10 protein-coding genes are annotated in these 16218 nt (G+C 63.8%); 3 read left to right on the forward strand and 7 right to left on the reverse strand.

Annotated elements, in window-relative coordinates:
• Positions 1-86 precede the first annotated feature (86 nt).
• From accD to AB8A50_RS21910, 3 genes are read left to right on the forward strand one after another with little or no spacing between them, the layout of a single operon-like run.
• On the forward strand, positions 87-1016 hold the full coding sequence (gene accD / locus AB8A50_RS21900; protein WP_175369410.1) for an acetyl-CoA carboxylase, carboxyltransferase subunit beta: 930 nt from the start codon (positions 87-89) through the stop codon (positions 1014-1016).
• Complete coding sequence (locus AB8A50_RS21905; RefSeq protein ID WP_439078877.1) at positions 1013-2344, forward strand: bifunctional folylpolyglutamate synthase/dihydrofolate synthase; 1332 nt, start codon at positions 1013-1015, stop codon at positions 2342-2344. The genes accD and AB8A50_RS21905 overlap by 4 nt, the downstream gene beginning before the upstream one ends.
• 57 nt (positions 2345-2401) lie before the next feature.
• The gene (locus AB8A50_RS21910) at positions 2402-3142 is read left to right on the forward strand and encodes a metallophosphoesterase family protein (protein WP_439078878.1); all 741 of its coding nucleotides are present in this window, start codon (positions 2402-2404) and stop codon (positions 3140-3142) included.
• 241 nt (positions 3143-3383) lie between these two features.
• Here AB8A50_RS21910 and trxA read toward each other — a convergent pair whose 3' ends face one another.
• The 7 genes from trxA to AB8A50_RS21945 form a co-directional block, all read right to left on the reverse strand.
• Complete coding sequence (trxA, locus tag AB8A50_RS21915; protein WP_068734104.1) at positions 3384-3704, reverse strand: thioredoxin; 321 nt, start codon at positions 3702-3704, stop codon at positions 3384-3386.
• 101 nt (positions 3705-3805) lie between these two features.
• A complete protein-coding gene (gene addA, locus AB8A50_RS21920; RefSeq protein WP_439078879.1) occupies positions 3806-7297 on the reverse strand; it encodes a double-strand break repair helicase AddA in 3492 nt (1163 codons plus the stop codon).
• On the reverse strand, positions 7294-10485 hold the full coding sequence (gene addB / locus AB8A50_RS21925) for a double-strand break repair protein AddB (protein WP_439078880.1): 3192 nt from the start codon (positions 10483-10485) through the stop codon (positions 7294-7296). The genes addA and addB overlap by 4 nt, the downstream gene beginning before the upstream one ends.
• Before the next feature lie 68 nt (positions 10486-10553).
• A complete protein-coding gene (locus AB8A50_RS21930; RefSeq protein WP_089266886.1) occupies positions 10554-11276 on the reverse strand; it encodes a nucleotidyltransferase family protein in 723 nt (240 codons plus the stop codon).
• Between the two features lie 159 nt (positions 11277-11435).
• Positions 11436-11753, reverse strand: coding sequence for a PilZ domain-containing protein (locus AB8A50_RS21935; RefSeq protein ID WP_068734110.1), 318 nt, complete (start codon positions 11751-11753; stop codon positions 11436-11438).
• A gap of 274 nt (positions 11754-12027) precedes the next feature.
• Positions 12028-13551 (reverse strand): tRNA (adenosine(37)-N6)-threonylcarbamoyltransferase complex ATPase subunit type 1 TsaE, encoded by a 1524-nt coding sequence (gene tsaE, locus AB8A50_RS21940; protein ID WP_439080017.1) that lies wholly within the window; start codon positions 13549-13551, stop codon positions 12028-12030.
• 11 nt (positions 13552-13562) lie between these two features.
• Positions 13563-16085 carry an ATP-binding protein gene (locus AB8A50_RS21945; protein WP_439078881.1) on the reverse strand — a complete coding sequence of 841 codons (2523 nt, stop codon included), beginning with the start codon at positions 16083-16085 and terminating at the stop codon, positions 13563-13565.
• Positions 16086-16218 lie beyond the last annotated feature (133 nt).

Consider the following 16218-nt stretch of genomic DNA (forward strand, 5'->3'; position numbering starts at 1 on the left):
AACCGGGAACAACGGTTGCCGGGCTCCGTCCCGGCCGCCATATAGATATCAGAGCGACGCATCATCTCAGCGACGCGGAGACACATATGAACTGGCTCACCAACGTCGTCCGGCCGAAGATCCGCAGCATCCTCAAGCGCGATACGCCCGAGAACCTCTGGATCAAGTGCCCGGATACAGGGCAGCTCGTGTTCTACAAAGACGTCGAGAGCAACCAGTTCGTCATTCCCGGCTCGAACTATCACATGCGCATGGGCGCCACCGCCCGCATGAAGTCGATCTTCGACAACGAGACCTGGTACGACGTGGCGCTGCCCGAAGTGATCGCCGATCCGCTGAAGTTTCGCGACGAGCGCAAATATGTCGACCGCATCAAGGATGCCCGCACCAAGACCGGCATGAACGATTCGGTGAAGGTCGGTTACGGCAGGATGGAAGGCTCCGGCGTCGTCGTCGCCGTACAGGATTTCGATTTCATGGGCGGTTCGCTCGGCATGGCTGCCGGTGAAGCGCTGGTGCGCGGGCTCGAACTCGCGGTCGAGAAGAAGTCGCCCTTCATCGTGTTCGCAGCCTCCGGCGGCGCCCGCATGCAGGAAGGCATTCTTTCGCTGATGCAGCTGCCGCGCACGACTGTTGGCGTACAGATGCTGCGCGAGGCCAAGCTGCCTTACATTGTCGTGCTGACCAACCCGACCACCGGCGGCGTCACCGCGTCCTATGCCATGCTGGGCGACGTGCAGATCGCCGAGCCCGGCGCGCTGATCGGCTTTGCCGGTGCGCGCGTGATCGAACAGACCATTCGCGAAAAGCTGCCGGAAGGTTTCCAGCGCGCTGAATATCTGCGTGACCACGGCATGATCGACATGGTCGTGCATCGCCACGATCTGAAGCCGACGCTGGCGCGCCTGTGTCGCCTGCTGACGAAGTCTCCGGCCATTGCGAGCCCGCCGCGCGCGGAGAGCATTCCGGCCGAGATCCTCGTGGCTCCGGACGCGGTGCCGGCCGCTCACGCGTGAGCACCTCCGCGCCGCCATCGTCGCCCGACCTCGGCGAGATTCTGGCGCGGCTCTCCAAGCTGCATCCGAACGCCATCGATCTGTCGCTGGACCGCATGCAGCGGCTCATGGCGCAGCTCGGCAATCCCGAGCGCAAGCTGCCCCCGGTCATTCATGTGGCCGGCACCAACGGGAAGGGCTCGACCATCGCCTATCTGCGCGCGATCTGTGAGGCCGCAGGCCTGCGCGTTCACGTCTATACCTCACCGCATCTCGTCCGCATGAATGAGAGCATTCGCCTTGCTGGCACATTGGTGAGCGATGACGCATTGCGTGACGCGTTCGCTTGTGTCGAGACGATCAACGCTGGCGCTCCGATCACGCTGTTCGAGGCTGAGACCGCCGTCGCGTTCGGTCTGTTCGCAAAGTCTCCCGCCGATATCGTGCTACTCGAAGTCGGCCTCGGCGGGCGGCTCGATGCGACCAACGTGATCGAAACGCCCGCCGCCTGCGTGCTCACGCCGATTACCATCGATCACACCGACTTCCTCGGCGACACGCTCGCGAAAATCGCAACCGAGAAAGCCGGCATCATCAAGCGCCGCGTGCCGGTCATCACGGCCGAGCAAGCGCCTGATGTAACCGATGTGATCGAACAGCAGGCGCGCAGGATGCATGCGCCGCTTGTGAGCGCCGGGCAGGAATGGCACGTCAATATCGAGCGCGGCCGCCTCGTGTATCAGGATGATCGCGGATTGATGGATATTGCTGCGCCGCGGCTGTTCGGGCGCCATCAGTTCGGTAATGCGGGTCTGGCGATTGCGGCATTGCGCGCGCTGGATATCTTCAAGATCGATCCTGCCGCCTATGAAACCGGTGTGGCGCGCGCCGAATGGCCGGCGCGGATGCAGCGGCTGACGTCGGGCAAGCTTGTCGCGGCGGCGCCTGCCGAAGCCGAAGTCTGGCTCGACGGCGGTCACAATGCCGATGGCGGGCGCGTCATTGCAGCCGCGCTCGGCGATCTCGAAGAGCGCGTGCCGCGGCCGCTGGTGGTGATCGCCGGCATGATGGCCAACAAGGATGCGACGGGCTTTCTGGCGAATTTCGCCGGCCAGACCCGCCATATCATCGCCGTGAAAATCCCCGGCCGCGACGGCGTCATGGCACCGGATGCGCTGGCCGACGCCGCGCGGAGTCTCGGCATGCGCGTCGAGACAGCGCCGAGCGTCGCCGATGCGCTGCAATCCCTCACCCGGCTCGCCTATGAAGTGCCTCCGCGGATCCTGATTGCAGGCTCGCTCTATCTGGCCGGTCATGTACTTGCGGAGAACGGCACGCTCCCTGCATAGAACGGCATCGATACAAGTGATCTCTGATTGATCTTTGCTTGATTTTAGGGAGGTTCGATGCGCTTCGCTGCCATTGCCGATGTTCACGGCAATCACCTCGCCCTTGAGGCGGTTGTCGCCGATATCCGTACCCTGGGCATCACCGACATCGTCAATCTTGGTGATATGGCCAGCGGCGCGCTCGATGCGCGCCGTGCGGTGGACACTATGATGGGCCTCAATGCCACCAATGTCCGCGGCAATCATGATCGTTACATCACCGACTACAAGCTTGACGACATGTGGCCGTCCGATCGGCTGGCCCACAGCCAGCTAGAACCAGAGCAGATGGACTGGCTGCGCGCGCTGCCCTTCAGCACGATCTATCGCGACGAGGTCTATCTCGTTCACGCGACGCCCGATGACGACAACACCTACTGGATGGAAGCGGTGACCCCCGAAGGCATCGTGCATATGGCCCCGATCGAAGCCATCGAGGAGAAGGCGGGGGGTATCACGCAATCGCTGATTCTCTGCGCACACACCCACATCGCGCGTGCCGTCAGGCTTCGCGACGGCCGCATGATCGTCAATCCCGGCAGCGTCGGCGGCCCCGGCTATCGCGACGTCACGCCCTATCCGCACACGCTGGAAGTCGGCACGCCCGACGCCTGCTACGCGATCATCGAGAAGGTGGGCAAGCGATGGCAGGTGACGTTCCGTCAGGTGCCTTACGACCATCAGGCGATGGCGGAGTTGGCGTTGGAGCACCAGCGACCGGAATGGGCGAGCGCACTGGCGACGGGATGGATTCGCTGATGTAAAGAAAAACGGTCGGCGTCGCTTCCTCGCCCCGCTTGCGGGGAGAGGGTGGCGCGGACGAAGTCCGCGGCGGGTGAGGGGGAGCCAGCGAGTGAAACACTGGCTCCCCCTCACGCGCCTTCCACATGCTCCGCATGTGAAAGTCGACCTCTCCCCGCAAGCGGGGCGAGGTTAGGTACACAAAACAAAAACGGCCGGTAAAAATCACCGGCCGTAAATTCTCGAATAAAGCGCGCGATCAGACCGCGGCGCTGATCCACTGCTGCAGCTTCGCCTTCGGCGCGGCGCCGACCTGGCGCGAGGCCATTTCGCCGCCCTTGAAGATCATCAGCGTCGGGATCGACATCACGCCATACTTCGATGCGGTCTTCGGGTTCTCGTCGACGTTGAGCTTCAGGATGGTGACCTTTTCGCCCATGGCAGCGGAGATTTCGTCGAGCGCCGGCGCGATCATGCGGCAGGGACCGCACCACTCGGCCCAGAAATCGATCACGACCGGGCCGGTCGCCTTGAGCACTTCCGCTTCGAAATCGGCGTCTGTCACCTTGCCAACGGCCATGGTCGTATCCTCGTCCTGTTCAATGAAAGGCGCGCTGGAAGATTCGCGCGCTGGAATGATGCATCCAACCTATGAACGCCCCCTTGCCGGGTCAAGGTTGGTCACAGTGAGATGATGGCGGCCAGCTCCGCGTCCAGCGCAGCACCGGAAATCTCCATCATTTCAAGCGTTTCCGTCCAGAGCAGGGCGGCCCGGATCGGCCGATCTGGGTATAACTTGGCGAGCACGCCGCGATACAGCGCCAGCTGCCGGATATAGGCCTTGGGCGCCTCGATCAGCTTGCGCGGCGGGTTGTGGTTGGTCTTGTAGTCGACGATCCGGATCTCGGTTTTGGTCAGGACCAGCCGGTCGATCTGGCCCGAGACGAGCACAGGCGATCCGTCCTTTCGCGTCAGTCGTCCGGCCACCGCCACCTCGGCGCGACTGCCGGGGGCAAACAGTTCCGCGAGGCGCGGATCGCCGATCAGCGACAGCACCTGCGTGGCCAGCGCCACCCGGTCGAGATCGGTCCAGTCATGGGCGTTGCGGGCGAGGAAATTCAGGGCGGTCTCGCGACGCTTCTCGGCGGTGATGTCGGGCAGCGATTGCAACAGGCGATGCACGAGGTTGCCGCGCTGCAAGGCCAGTTGGCGCAGCCGTTCGGATTCGCCCGAGCGCTGTCCGCGGCCGTCGTCATCGTCGTCGGCATCTGATGGGCGCAACAGGCTTTCGCGGCGCGGCTGGTCGCCGACCTTGTCGCGCATCCAGGATGGCAGCACGATGGGCGCACCTGCTGCGACAGGCGCCATCGCGCCAGGCGCCGGTGTCACGTCTTCCACGCGCGTATAGCGTTTCACCACGCCGTCCGGCGGCGGCACGCTCTGCATCTGCAGCCCGGAATTCTCCAGGCCCTTCTGGATCAGGTCGTACCAGGACAGCGGCCGCACCTCGTTGCGGTTGCCGGGCATGCAGCCGCCAACGATCAGGCGATCGGCCGCGCGCGTCATCGCCACATAAAGCAGCCGGCGATATTCGTCCTCGGTATCGCGGATCATGTCGGCGCGCGCCGCCGCGACTGCTGGCGGATCGTCCGCCTTCTTTCCGGCCCAGACCACGACGCCCGGGCTGTTCGGTGCGGCGTTGCCCTGCGGGAGATGGATCAAATTGAGTCGCTGTGAATCCGCCGGTGATGACGTGGTGTCGACCATGAACACGACAGGCGCTTCAAGGCCCTTGGCGCCGTGCACGGTCATCACGCGAACTTCGTCGCGCGTGATCTCCATATCGCGCTTCACTTCGGTATCGGCTGCCCGCAGCCAAGCGACGAAGCCCTGCAGCGAGGCCGGCGCCTTGCGCTCATAGCCGAGCGCAAGTTCGAGGAATCCGTCGAGCGCATCATTGGCCTCATGGCCGAGCCGGCGCAGGATGCGCGCGCGGCCGCCGTCACCGCCGAGCAGCCAGGCGTAAAACGCGAAGGGTGTTTGCTTGGTGAAGTACTTCTCGCAATCGACGAGCCGCTTCAGAGCGCCGGCAAGCTTGTCGTCGCGGGGCGCCTTTTCGTCGAGCGCATCGCGCAGCGGTCCGGTGCGCTCCCAGGCCAGCTTGAACAGGTCATCGTCATCGAGGCCGAATAGCGGGCTCTTCAACACGGTCGCCAATGCGAGATCGTCCTGCGGCAGTAGCAGCGCGTCGGCCAGGTTCATCAGGTCGATGATGGCGATATGTTCGGTGAGCTTGAGCCGGTCGGCGCCGGCGACGGGAATGCCGGCATGTTTCAGCGCCTGGATGATGGCGTCGAAGGCCTTGCCGCGGCGGCGCACCAGCACCAGCATGTCGCCATAGCGCAGCGCGCGGCGTTTGCCGATCGGGCCGGTCTCCGTCTTCGCCGCGATCAAGTCTTTGATCTCGGTCTGCACGCGGCGGGCGAGTTTCACTTCAGGGCTGGTCTCGGAGCGCTTGTCGAACGGCGCCTGCCAGCCTTCGATGCTTGGCCGGTCGTCAGGCTGCTCCAGCTCCCACAGATCGATCAGGCTGGGTCCGGCATCATCAAGCGTTTCATGAATCGGATAGCCGTTCTCGACGGCGTGGATACTGCGGAAGATCGCTTCCTCGCGAAACACGTGGTCGACCGATCGCAGAATGGCTGAGCCCGACCGGAAAGAATGGCTGAACGCGATGGGATCGAATTTCATCCCGGCGTCCTTGAAGCGGCTTTGGAGCGCCTTGCGCCGCAGATCGAATTCGCGCGGTGCTGCGCCCTGGAACGAGAAGATCGATTGCTTCTCATCCCCAACGGCAAAGATCGTGCGCTTGAGCCCGTCGCGCGCACCTTCGCCGGAGGTGAATTCCGAGATCAGATGGGTGATGATGTCCCATTGCCGCGGCGAGGTATCCTGCGCCTCGTCGATCAGCACGTGATCGACACCGCGGTCGAGCTTGAAATGCACCCAGCTCGACGACACCCGATCCAGCATCTCCAGCGTGCGCGCGATTAGGTCGTCGTAGTCCAGGAGGCCGCGCTCGTTCTTCTCGCGGCGATAATTCTCCGCGACCTGACTGGCGATCACCAGCAGCGACTGGGTGCGTTCGCGCATCGCGACGGCGCGGCGGCGCTCCAGCAGCGGGATTACACGATCGCCCTCGCGCTGCAGGGCCGCCAGCAGATCCGGCCGGCTGTCGGCGATCTTCTTGGTCGCAAGCGATTTGCGGAGTGACTGATCCTTGGTCAGGAACAGTTCGAGATATTTCTCGACCTGTTCGGCACCGGACAACGCCAAAGCCTCACGCAGCCGCGCTGCCTGATCGTTGTCGGTCTTGCTGCCGGTCTCGAAGATTTCGGCGGCGGGGATCCAGCGTTCGCGGGGCAGATGCGGCCCGTCGATAATCTCCAGCTCGACGCTCTCTCTGGTATCGCCGGCTGTCACGCCCAGCGTCGCTGAGAGTTGCGCCATCGCGGCGTCGGTCGAGCCGGCGCGCTCGATCCATGCCAGGAATTGATCGCGGGACAGACTCGCCTCGCGCACCACGTCGCGGAAGGTCACGTCGGCGGCCGAGGTCATCGCGGTCGTCAGCGCGCGGCCCTCGGCGCTGTCAGGTGCCGCGGCCGCATGCAACAGCACTTGCAGGCTGGCGCGCTCCATCATCTCGTTCTGGTCGCGGTCGTCGAGCACGCTGAACCGCGCCGGCACATTGGCCTCGAACGGAAATTGCTGCAGCAGGCGCGTGCACAGCGCGTGGATGGTCTGGACCTTCAACCCGCCCGGCGTCTCCAGCGCACTGGCAAACAATTCGCGCGCACGCTCGCGCACTTTGCGGCTAGGAACAGCGCCAGCATTTTTGATCTCAGCATCGAGCGCAGCGTCGTCAAGCGTGACCCAGTGACCAAGCCGCGTAAACACTCGCTCCGCCATGTTCGCTGCTGCGGCCTTGGTGAAGGTCACGCACAGAATTTTTTCTGGCGCCACGTCGTTGAGTAACAGCCGAATTACACGATTGACTAGCACATAGGTTTTGCCGGAGCCTGCATTGGCAGAAACGAACACCGACGCCGCGGGATCGGATGCCTGCTGCTGCTTGGCGCTCGCCGCGGGCGGAATATTGCGCGGGCCGCTCATGACTCGCCTCCGCCGGTGCCGCCATTGGCCGACCATTCCTTGACGCGCGCTAGATCGTCATAACTGCCATAACGGTTCGACCACATCGACAGGATCATCGATCTATAAGGCTCATCCTCATTCTCGAAGGTGCGAATCAGCGCTTCCAGGTTGGCGCGCGCTTCGCTAGCGGCCTTATTGGGATCGAGTTCCTCATCATTGCGATCGCGCTTCAGGACGAGCAGTAGAGGTTCCCCCGGCGGAGTGTTGCCGCTGAGCCGGACATACATCAACTCGCTGACCGACGATCCCGCGGCGATGCCGGCAAATCCGCCCTCGCGCAGGATCGCGGCTTCCAGCGTCAGCTGCGGTGACAGACCCATGCGCACCTGCTTGCCCGTGGGCGGCTGGCCGGTCTTGTAGTCGAGCAGCGCGAAAGTGCGGTCGCTGCGGTGTTCGATACGGTCGGCCCGTGCCGAGAGATGGAAGACACGGCCGTGATCGAGCGGGATCTTGATCTCTCCGCGCACTTCCGCGTCGATGCTGGCGACATTGATGCGGCGGTCGATTTCCCAAGCGCCAAACCACGACGCGATGCGCAGGAAACGCGGCCACCACAATGCGCGCGCCTCAGGTCGCGCCATCAGGGGCGCAAAATGTCGATCGCCGATTCTGCGCAGCTCGCGCGCGGGATCGTCCGGCAGTGTCTTGCTGTACTCCATCGTGAAATCGCCGAGCGACGCGTGAAGCGCCGATCCCCGGTCGGCGGCGGAGAGCGGCATGTCGATGGGATCGAGCGGCGCCAGGCGCAGAATATATTTGGCGTAGATCGTATAGGGGTCGCGCAGCCAGTCCTCGATGGCGGTAACCGACAGCCTGAGCGGACGTGCGGCGCGCGGCGGGCGCGGCTCCGGCTGGGCAATCGGCGTGACGGTCTCGGGTTTGTCGAGCTCTTCGGCATAGCGAACATAATGCTCGCCCGCGGCCAGCGCCGCGTCCCAGCGGGTTTCCCCGGCGACGGCTTCGAGCCGATGCAGGAAACGCGATGCCACAGCCGGCGCGCCGCCGACTTTCGCGGCGTGGCTCAGGATCACGTCTTCGGTGCCGAGCAGCTGCACGAAGTCATGCGCGGTGAGGCCGATGCGGCGTTCCGGCAGATCCAGACCGAGCTGGTGGCGCATCGGGCGGCTTAGCCATGGATCGATGCGCGGCGAGGGCGGCCAGATGCCTTCGACGAGACCGCCGAGAATCACGCGATCCGATTGCGTCAGCCGCGCTTCGAGCTGGCCATAGATGCGCAAGCTGGCATTGGCGACTTCGGGCCGGCGCACGATGCGGTCCGCGAAGGCGGTCTGAAACACATCGGGATAATCGCGGAGCTGCATCATCAGCCCGCTGGGGCGCAGCCGCTCCTCGTCGCCGCTCTCGGTCGCGACAGTCTCCATGACGACGAGATCGTCGAATGCCTTGGTCAGCGCCGTGCCCTCGCGCCCGGCCAGCGCGACATCGTTGCCCCTGTCGTCGCGCGACAGCAGCTTGATCGCCTCACGATGCCGCAAGGCAACTTCAGCGAAGTCGATCGGCCTGATGGGGTGGATGCCTTCCAGCGGCGCCAGCGCGGTGCGCAATCCGGCGATCAGTTCTTCCGCGCGGTCAAGACGGTCGTCGTCGAGTTTTGCGCGCGGCTCCGCGCCATGCAGTATCGACGCTTCGCGGCGTCGGAGCTTTCCGAGCTCGTCGCGGAAGCGCGTGAAGTCCTGCGCCAGTCCAGCGGTGCCGGGCGTCGGCCGCGTGCCGCGCAGCAGCGCGAGTTCGAGCGTCTCGATCGCGTCTTTCCAGGCGTTCGGCGCCGCACCCAGACGGAACAGCGGGTGTTTCAGCAGCGCCAGCAATGTCGCCGGTTCGAGCTGCTCCGCTGCCGCCTCGGCGATGAGGCGCGCGAAGATGCCGGCCGAGGTCTCAGTCAGCGCATCGCCGCCGGAATCGTCGAAGACGAGATTCCAGCGGCTCAGCGCGGCCATCACCCGGCGCGCCAGTGCGCGGTCGGGTGTCACCAGTGCGGCGGACTTCTTGAGTTCATGGGCTTCGCGCATGGCGATCGCGATGGCCAACGCTTCCATTTCCGGATTCGCGGCGGCGATCACAGCAAGGTTCTGCATGCCGGCCGCGATTTTCTGTTCGACGGCCGGCTGAGCGAGACGCGTATGCCACTGCGCCGTGGCATTGGATGGCCGCATCGCCTCCGAGGCCAGCAATTCGCGGCCCTGCGGCGACGGCGTGCCGAACGTCATCACGTCGCGGCGCGTGATGCCGAAACGTTCCAGCAGCGCATGGAGCGCGAATTGCGGATGGTTCGATGCCGAGGATTCGGTCCGACCGAACGCATCCTTCGTGCCGCCGATCATATTCCACGCGGTGTCGTCGAGATCAGTATCGAGGCCGGGGAGGACGACAGCACCCTGCGGCAGCTGCGCGACCTCGCGCAGGAACTTCGCGGTGGTCGGCATCGAGCCGGTCGAGCCGGCTGCGATGATGGGGCCGCCTTTGTGGGCCTTCAGGCGCGAAGCTTCAGCATCGATCAGCAGATCGCGGCGCACCGCAGGCTCAATCGCATTGTGTGCGGCGAGGATGTCTGGCCATACGTTCCTGGCGATGCTCAGAAACTGCAGCGTGAGTTGCCAATACTGATCGAGCGCGTCGGGCACCAGCCCGTCCAGCGCGCTCCAGTCGACCTTGCGCGTCGCCATGTCGTCCATCAGCCGCGCCAGATCGTCGGCCAGAGCGAGCGTGGAGGCGGGGCCACCGACCACGAGCGGTGTCTGCGTGGGATCGCCAGGTGCAAGTTGCTTCGCCCATGCGGCAATCAGTTGCGCCAGCAGAAGCCGGCGCTGCAATCCGTCAAGCGCGGGAGGTGCATCGAGCCTTTCGAGCGCCTCAGGCGAGGCCGCCTGCGCGAAGGCCAATTCTTCTTCGTCGACATCGCCGAGCGGAACGATACGCGGCAGCAGCACGGCGTCGGTACCGAGCACGTCGAGGAAGATCTCCTGCGCCATGCGGCCGGCGCGGCGTGTCGGCAGATACAGGGTGACTTCAGCCAGTTTCTCCGGCGCGCCGCGTGCAGAGAATCCCTCGACGAGATCACCGTCGACAAGCGCGGTGATCAGCGTGCGCAGGAATGGCGCCGAGGACGGAATATTGAAGACGCGCATGAACACCCTGATTCGTGATCAGGGTGCATCATGGCATGGCTGAGAAGGCGGCGGGAGTCGCAGGAAACTCAGGCGACGCTGGCGAGGAACGCATCTTCCGCGGCGCGCACGGCGTCGGGTGTGCCGACATGCATCCAGACGCCTTCCATGCGCAGTCCGAACAGGCGCTCCTGCTCGTTGGCCTTGTCGAACAGTTTGGTCAGCGAAAATTCACCGGATGGCGCATCCTTGAACAGCGCCGGTGACAGGATCGCGACACCGGCATAGACGAACGGCACGACCTGATTCTCCTTGCGGCGACGCAGCGCACCATCGGTGAGCATCGCGTAGTCGCCGCAGCCGGCATAGCCGATGCTGTTGGCGGTCGGCGCCATCAGCAGCAGAATGTCCATGCGTGCGGGATCGAAGGCCTCCGCAAGACGCGCGAGATTCGGCTGCACGCCGTCAATCCACATCGTGTCGGCATTGAGGTGATAGAACGGCTCGGAGCCGAGCAGCGGCAGCGCCTTCACCACGGCACCGCCAGTGCCGAGCACCTGATCGCGCTCATCGGAAATGGTGATCTTCGGTTTGGTGCGCGTCGCGACATGATCGATGATCTGGTCGGGCAGGTAATGCACATTGACGACGGCTTCGGTCACGCCAGCAGCGGCGAGCTTGTCCAGCACGTGATCCAGCAGCGGCTGTCCTGCGACAGGGACCAGCGGCTTCGGCAAGTTGTCGGTGAGCGGTCGCATGCGCAGGCCGAGACCGGCGGCGAGAACCATTGCTTTGGTGGGTTTTACGGACATAGCGACATTGGCCTTGGTAGAATGATGGGCCTTGATGGAATCGTTCTTGAATTTTTGAGCTGAAATGATGGTAGCACGGCGGCGTGTCGCATGCATGAACCTATCGAGCCATAATGGGCCGAGATGACGCGGATGCGACAATTACACCCGCCTGCACAGTCACGTTTCTGCCTCCTGCGTCTCGGAACGTTTCGTCTTTTTCTTTTTGTCGTTGGGTTTGAGAAAATTCACACCAATCTGGTCGCCATTGACCCAGCCGAGTTCGCAGCGGCGATAGGCAAGTCCGGTTGATGAGAGCAGAAGGAAGAATTCTTTCAGGTTCAATCCTTCGACAGAACCATCGACGGTGAGCTTGGCGCCGGTCTCGGAAATATCTTCCATGATGCAGGAGCGACGCCAGGTGCCGTCGATGCCCATCATGTGCGCAGGAAAGCCGCGCTCGAAAACGACCCGATCTCCGGCACGCCGCTCCGTCATGACACGTCCCTTGTCCAGTACGCCAAGCCCCGCATGTGCAGGGCTCAAGCGCAGGATAGAGCGTGCGCGACTAATAAGTAGTTAAGGAAGTGTTAGAGCGTGAGTCGATCAGCGGGACCAACGGCTTCGTCATTGCGAGCCGGCAAAATTGCTCTTGCGATTTTGCCGAACGAAGCAATCCAGAAGGCAACAAGCGAGGGCTGGATTGCTTCGTCGCAAGGGCTCCTCGCAATGACGACGCAGAGGTCGTGATTCGTCTCGGAAGGAGGGGCCTCTAACCGCGGGGCGGTGGTACATGCGCGGCATACCACTGCTGGAACGGCGCCAGCGTCGGATGCGCCAGCGAGCGGTTGAGATAGGTCCAGATCAGCGGCTGGTGCTTGAGATAATGCGGCTTGCCGTCGCGGCGGTTGAGCCGCGCGAATGTACCGAGCAGTCGTGTGTTTCGCTGTGCCGACATGATCGCATAGAGCTCGGCAAAAGCCGCGGCATCGAAAGCGGGATCGGCCGCGCGCCGCGCCTTGATGTAGCGCGTCAGCATGGTCAGCTCCAGATGCTCGGGCACGTCGATACGTGCGTCCTGCAGCAGCGAGACGAGATCATAGGCGGCGGGGCCGAGCACCGTGTCCTGGAAATCGATTACGCCGACCTTGTTGATGCCCTCGCGGTCACCGAGCCAGATGATATTCGGAGAATGGAAGTCGCGCAGTACCCAGGTCTTTGGCGCCGCAGCGGGTTTCGCCAGCAGCTCGCGCCACATCGTGACAAATTCAGTGCGTGCGTCATCTGCGAGCGGCGCGTCGCGGTCCGGCAGATACCATTCCGGCATCAGGCCGATCTCGACCAGCAATGCATCCGTGTCGAAGACGGGAATGGCGTAATCGACATGCGGCGACAGCGGCAGCGTTTCCGGCAGCGACTTGCTGTGCAGCAGGGCCAGCATGTCGGTCGCGACCTGATAGCGCTCGGCGATCGGTGCCGGCGGCTCGCCTTCGGTCACCGGCGCTGTGCCGAAATCCTCGGTGATCAGGAAACCCGCATCGAGATCGGCGTGATGGATCGCCGGCGCAGAGATACCCTGCGCGCGTAGTCCGTTCGCAATGGCGACGAAGGGTCTGACGTCCTCGGCCAGATGCACCGCTGCGCTGTAGGACTTGCCGTCATAGACCGGCGCACCATCCGGCCGCTTCGGCGCATTCATCAGGATGAAGACGTCATCACCGCGGATCAGCCGCGCATAGGAGCGCGTCGATGCATCGCCGGCCATGCGCTGTCTGATAGCATCGAGATAGCGCGCCTCTTCGAGAAATTCACGCAGTGCTTTCAGGCGCAGAACGACCGATGCGGCCTTGCCGTGACCGGTGATCTCCGCGGCACGCGCCACGGAGCCCAGTGCCGGACGATGGCTGAGCGCAATATCGATACGATCCGGCGGCAGCGTACCATCGGCGCGCTCCGGCCATTCGATCAGCGCCACCACGTCGTCCGGCAACGGCGATAGGCCGATCTCCTCGAGTTCGCTCGCGTCGTTGATACGATAAAGATCAGCATGGATGAGAGGAAACGACGGCAGGTCATAGTTCTGCGCCAGCGTGAAGGTCGGGCTCGGCACTTCGAGTTCAGAATCGCTGGCGAGATAGCGGATCATCGCGCGTGCCGCGGCCGTCTTGCCGGCGCCGAGATCGCCCGAGAGGGTGATGACGTCGCCGGGGCCGATCAGCAGAGCGAGGTCGGCCATCAATTGCGCAGTGGCGGCCTCATTTGCGAGCGCCAGCGAAAATGTGCAGGGCTCGTTTATGATGGGTTCGCTCATTCGGCAGCGTTGCGATGCGCGGTCTGGTCGATGGGGAAGTCGCAGCTGACGGTGGTGCCCTTGCCGACCGCGGAATCGACGCGAACCTTGCCGCCATGCAACTCGACGAAGGAGCGCACCAGCGACAGGCCGAGTCCTGCGCCGCGATGACGCGAGCCATTGGCGTGGCTTTCGAACCAGTCGAACACCTTGTCCTTCACCTCGGGCGGAATGCCGGGGCCGCGATCGGTGACGGTGAAGGTGATGGTGTGTTCGGATCGTCGCGCGGTCAGCGTGATTGCAGCATCATGCGGCGAGAAGCCGACGGCATTGGCGAGCAGATTATACAGCACCTGCACGACACGGCTTTCGTCGCCGGTAAAGCTGCCGATGGCGGGATCAACGTCGATCTGCAGCGCGATGCGGTCGCGCACCAGGCGATCCTGAATGCCTTCGGCCGCCGCAGAGATGGTCTTGCGGATATCGATCGGGCCGAGATTCAGCGTCATCGCGCCGGCATCGATGGTGGCGAGATCCAGAATATTATTGATGATCGCTAGCAGCGCGCCGGTCGAGGTGGTGATGTAATCGAGATATTCGGCCTGCTTCGGCATCAACGGGCCGGTCACGGGATCGCTGAGCAGATGCGCGAAGCCGATGATCGTGGTCAGCGGCGAGCGCAGCTCGTAGGAGACGTGATGGACGAAGTCGACCTTCATCTGGTCGGCGGTCTCCAGCGCCTCGTTGCGCTCGCGCAGCGCGCGCTCGACATTCTCGGCGTCCGAGATGTCCTGGAAGGTGAGCATGGTCGCGCCATCGGGCAGCGGCATGGTCATGCAGGCTAGCACGCTGCCGTCCTTTCGCTCGAGCTTGAGCGGAACAGACTTGCGATTGTCGATCCCGGTAATGGCGCTGCGGATCGCCTGCCATGTCGGAGTATCGTCGAACAATGGCCGGCACCAGGTTTCGACCATTTCGATATGCGGACGCTGCTCCAGCGCTTCGTCCGACAGCTTCCACATCTTGGCGAAAGCCGGATTGAACAGTTGCGCGCGGCCGTTGCTGCCAAACACGGCGACGGCCTCGGCAAGATTGTCGAGCGTCTCGCGCTGAACGCGGATCAGGCCATCGAAGCGCCGTGCCAGTTCGAGGCTCTCGGTGACGTCGTCGAATAGATAGGTGACGCCGCCTTCGGGATTCGGTGTGGTGACGATCGAGAGCGCACGGCCATCCGGCAGATACCAGACATCCTTATGGGCTTCGACGGCACGATAGGCTTCGTGAAGCTTGGCCTTCCAGGCGCGGAAGTCCGGCTGTTCAGGCAGTTTGCGCGCAGCACGGAGACGGTCGAGCACGCTGGAATCGTCGGGATTGCCGTCGAGGAAGGTGCGGTCGAGATCCCACAGCCGACGATAGGAGTCGTTGTAGAAGGCGAGGCGGCGCTGGCCGTCGAATACGGCGACGCCCGACGACAGCTGGTCGAGCGTGCGGCGATGCGCCTCGGCCATCCGCACCAAAGCGGCTGATAGCGCGGCAGCTTCGCTGGCGTCGATCGCCATGCCGGCGCTGCCGCTGGCGACCTTGGCGGCGTGGACGTCGAAGATGCGGCGCTCGCCGGAAATCACGATCGGCACGCGCGCGGCAAAGGGCTGGTTGTCGTTCAGCGCACGCGCCAGACTGCTGCGGTCGTCGCTGTCCAGCAGTTCCAGATTGCGACCGACCGCATCGCCCGTATCAGTCGCTTCAGTCGCACGCGCATAGGCCGCATTGACGAAGCTCAATCGGCCATCGGCCTGTTTGGCCCAGATCGGCCATGGCGCGGCATTGGCGAAGCCGCGGAGAATCTCGGCTTCCTCAGCCAGTTCCTTGTGACGCAGCGAGACTTCGGCGAGCTCGCGGCGCAAACCGCTCAATTCGCGAATCCGGACAATGGCCTGACCGCCGATGGCGCGACCCATCGCCTCGATGGCGCGGCCGCTCGAGGTCGTCAGATTCAGCACAAAGCCTTCGCCGGCATCGAGCAGTGCGTCGACGGCGTGATCCATCCGCAGCGCGGGTTCCGGCGGCAGCCATGTTCCGAACGCGAGAATGCGCTGTGGCTGATGCTGCTGCGGGTCCTGCGACATCATCAATGCGGTGTCGCCGGAGATATCGGGACGGGTTTCGCCCGCAGCCCAGGCGATCAGCACCTGCGGCTCGGTGAACAGCAAGGCGCGAAAGCGGTCGGACTCAACCTGCAGCGTATGCAGCTCGGCGCGCAGCTTCGCCTCGGTCTTGGCCGAACGAATACGATTGTGCATCAACAGGATGGCGGAAACGACGGAGAAGCCGAGCACCGCTGTGGCGGTCGTCAGCGCGGCGATTTCCTGGCGATCGAGATCGAGCAGATTGGCGAGCGTCTGGGTAATGAAGGGTTCGTCAGCGGCCGACGCCGAGGAGGTGGCCAGAAGTGCAGACGCACTGATGCCGACAAGCCCGTCGCGCACCATAGAAGTGCACGACAGCAAGGTCCGACGCATCGCCGCGATCACGCCTGACATCATTCGCCCCAAACCGCACGTCTTCCCGACCAGCCCCTCACCGATCGCGAATCGTTCGACAATATCCGCTTCGGGAGTCGCCGGGTAAGAGTCCAGACCGTGAACGCAGAGTCCCCGGTTAAAAAATGCAGGT

Origin of the sequence: Tardiphaga sp. 841_E9_N1_2, from assembly GCF_051811065.1 — a bacterium.
Classification (GTDB): domain Bacteria; phylum Pseudomonadota; class Alphaproteobacteria; order Rhizobiales; family Xanthobacteraceae; genus Tardiphaga; species Tardiphaga robiniae.

Excerpts from the sequence above, each read along its gene's own strand:
- AB8A50_RS21910 (WP_439078878.1), top strand. The coding sequence starts at position 2,402 with ATGCGCTTCGCTGCCATTGCCGATGTTCACGGCAATCACCTCGCCCTT.
- trxA (WP_068734104.1), bottom strand. The coding sequence starts at position 3,704 with ATGGCCGTTGGCAAGGTGACAGACGCCGATTTCGAAGCGGAAGTGCTC.
- accD (WP_175369410.1), top strand. The coding sequence starts at position 87 with ATGAACTGGCTCACCAACGTCGTCCGGCCGAAGATCCGCAGCATCCTC.
- AB8A50_RS21945 (WP_439078881.1), bottom strand. The coding sequence starts at position 16,085 with ATGTCAGGCGTGATCGCGGCGATGCGTCGGACCTTGCTGTCGTGCACT.
- AB8A50_RS21930 (WP_089266886.1), bottom strand. The coding sequence starts at position 11,276 with ATGTCCGTAAAACCCACCAAAGCAATGGTTCTCGCCGCCGGTCTCGGC.
- addA (WP_439078879.1), bottom strand. The coding sequence starts at position 7,297 with ATGAGCGGCCCGCGCAATATTCCGCCCGCGGCGAGCGCCAAGCAGCAG.
- AB8A50_RS21935 (WP_068734110.1), bottom strand. The coding sequence starts at position 11,753 with ATGACGGAGCGGCGTGCCGGAGATCGGGTCGTTTTCGAGCGCGGCTTT.
- addB (WP_439078880.1), bottom strand. The coding sequence starts at position 10,485 with ATGCGCGTCTTCAATATTCCGTCCTCGGCGCCATTCCTGCGCACGCTG.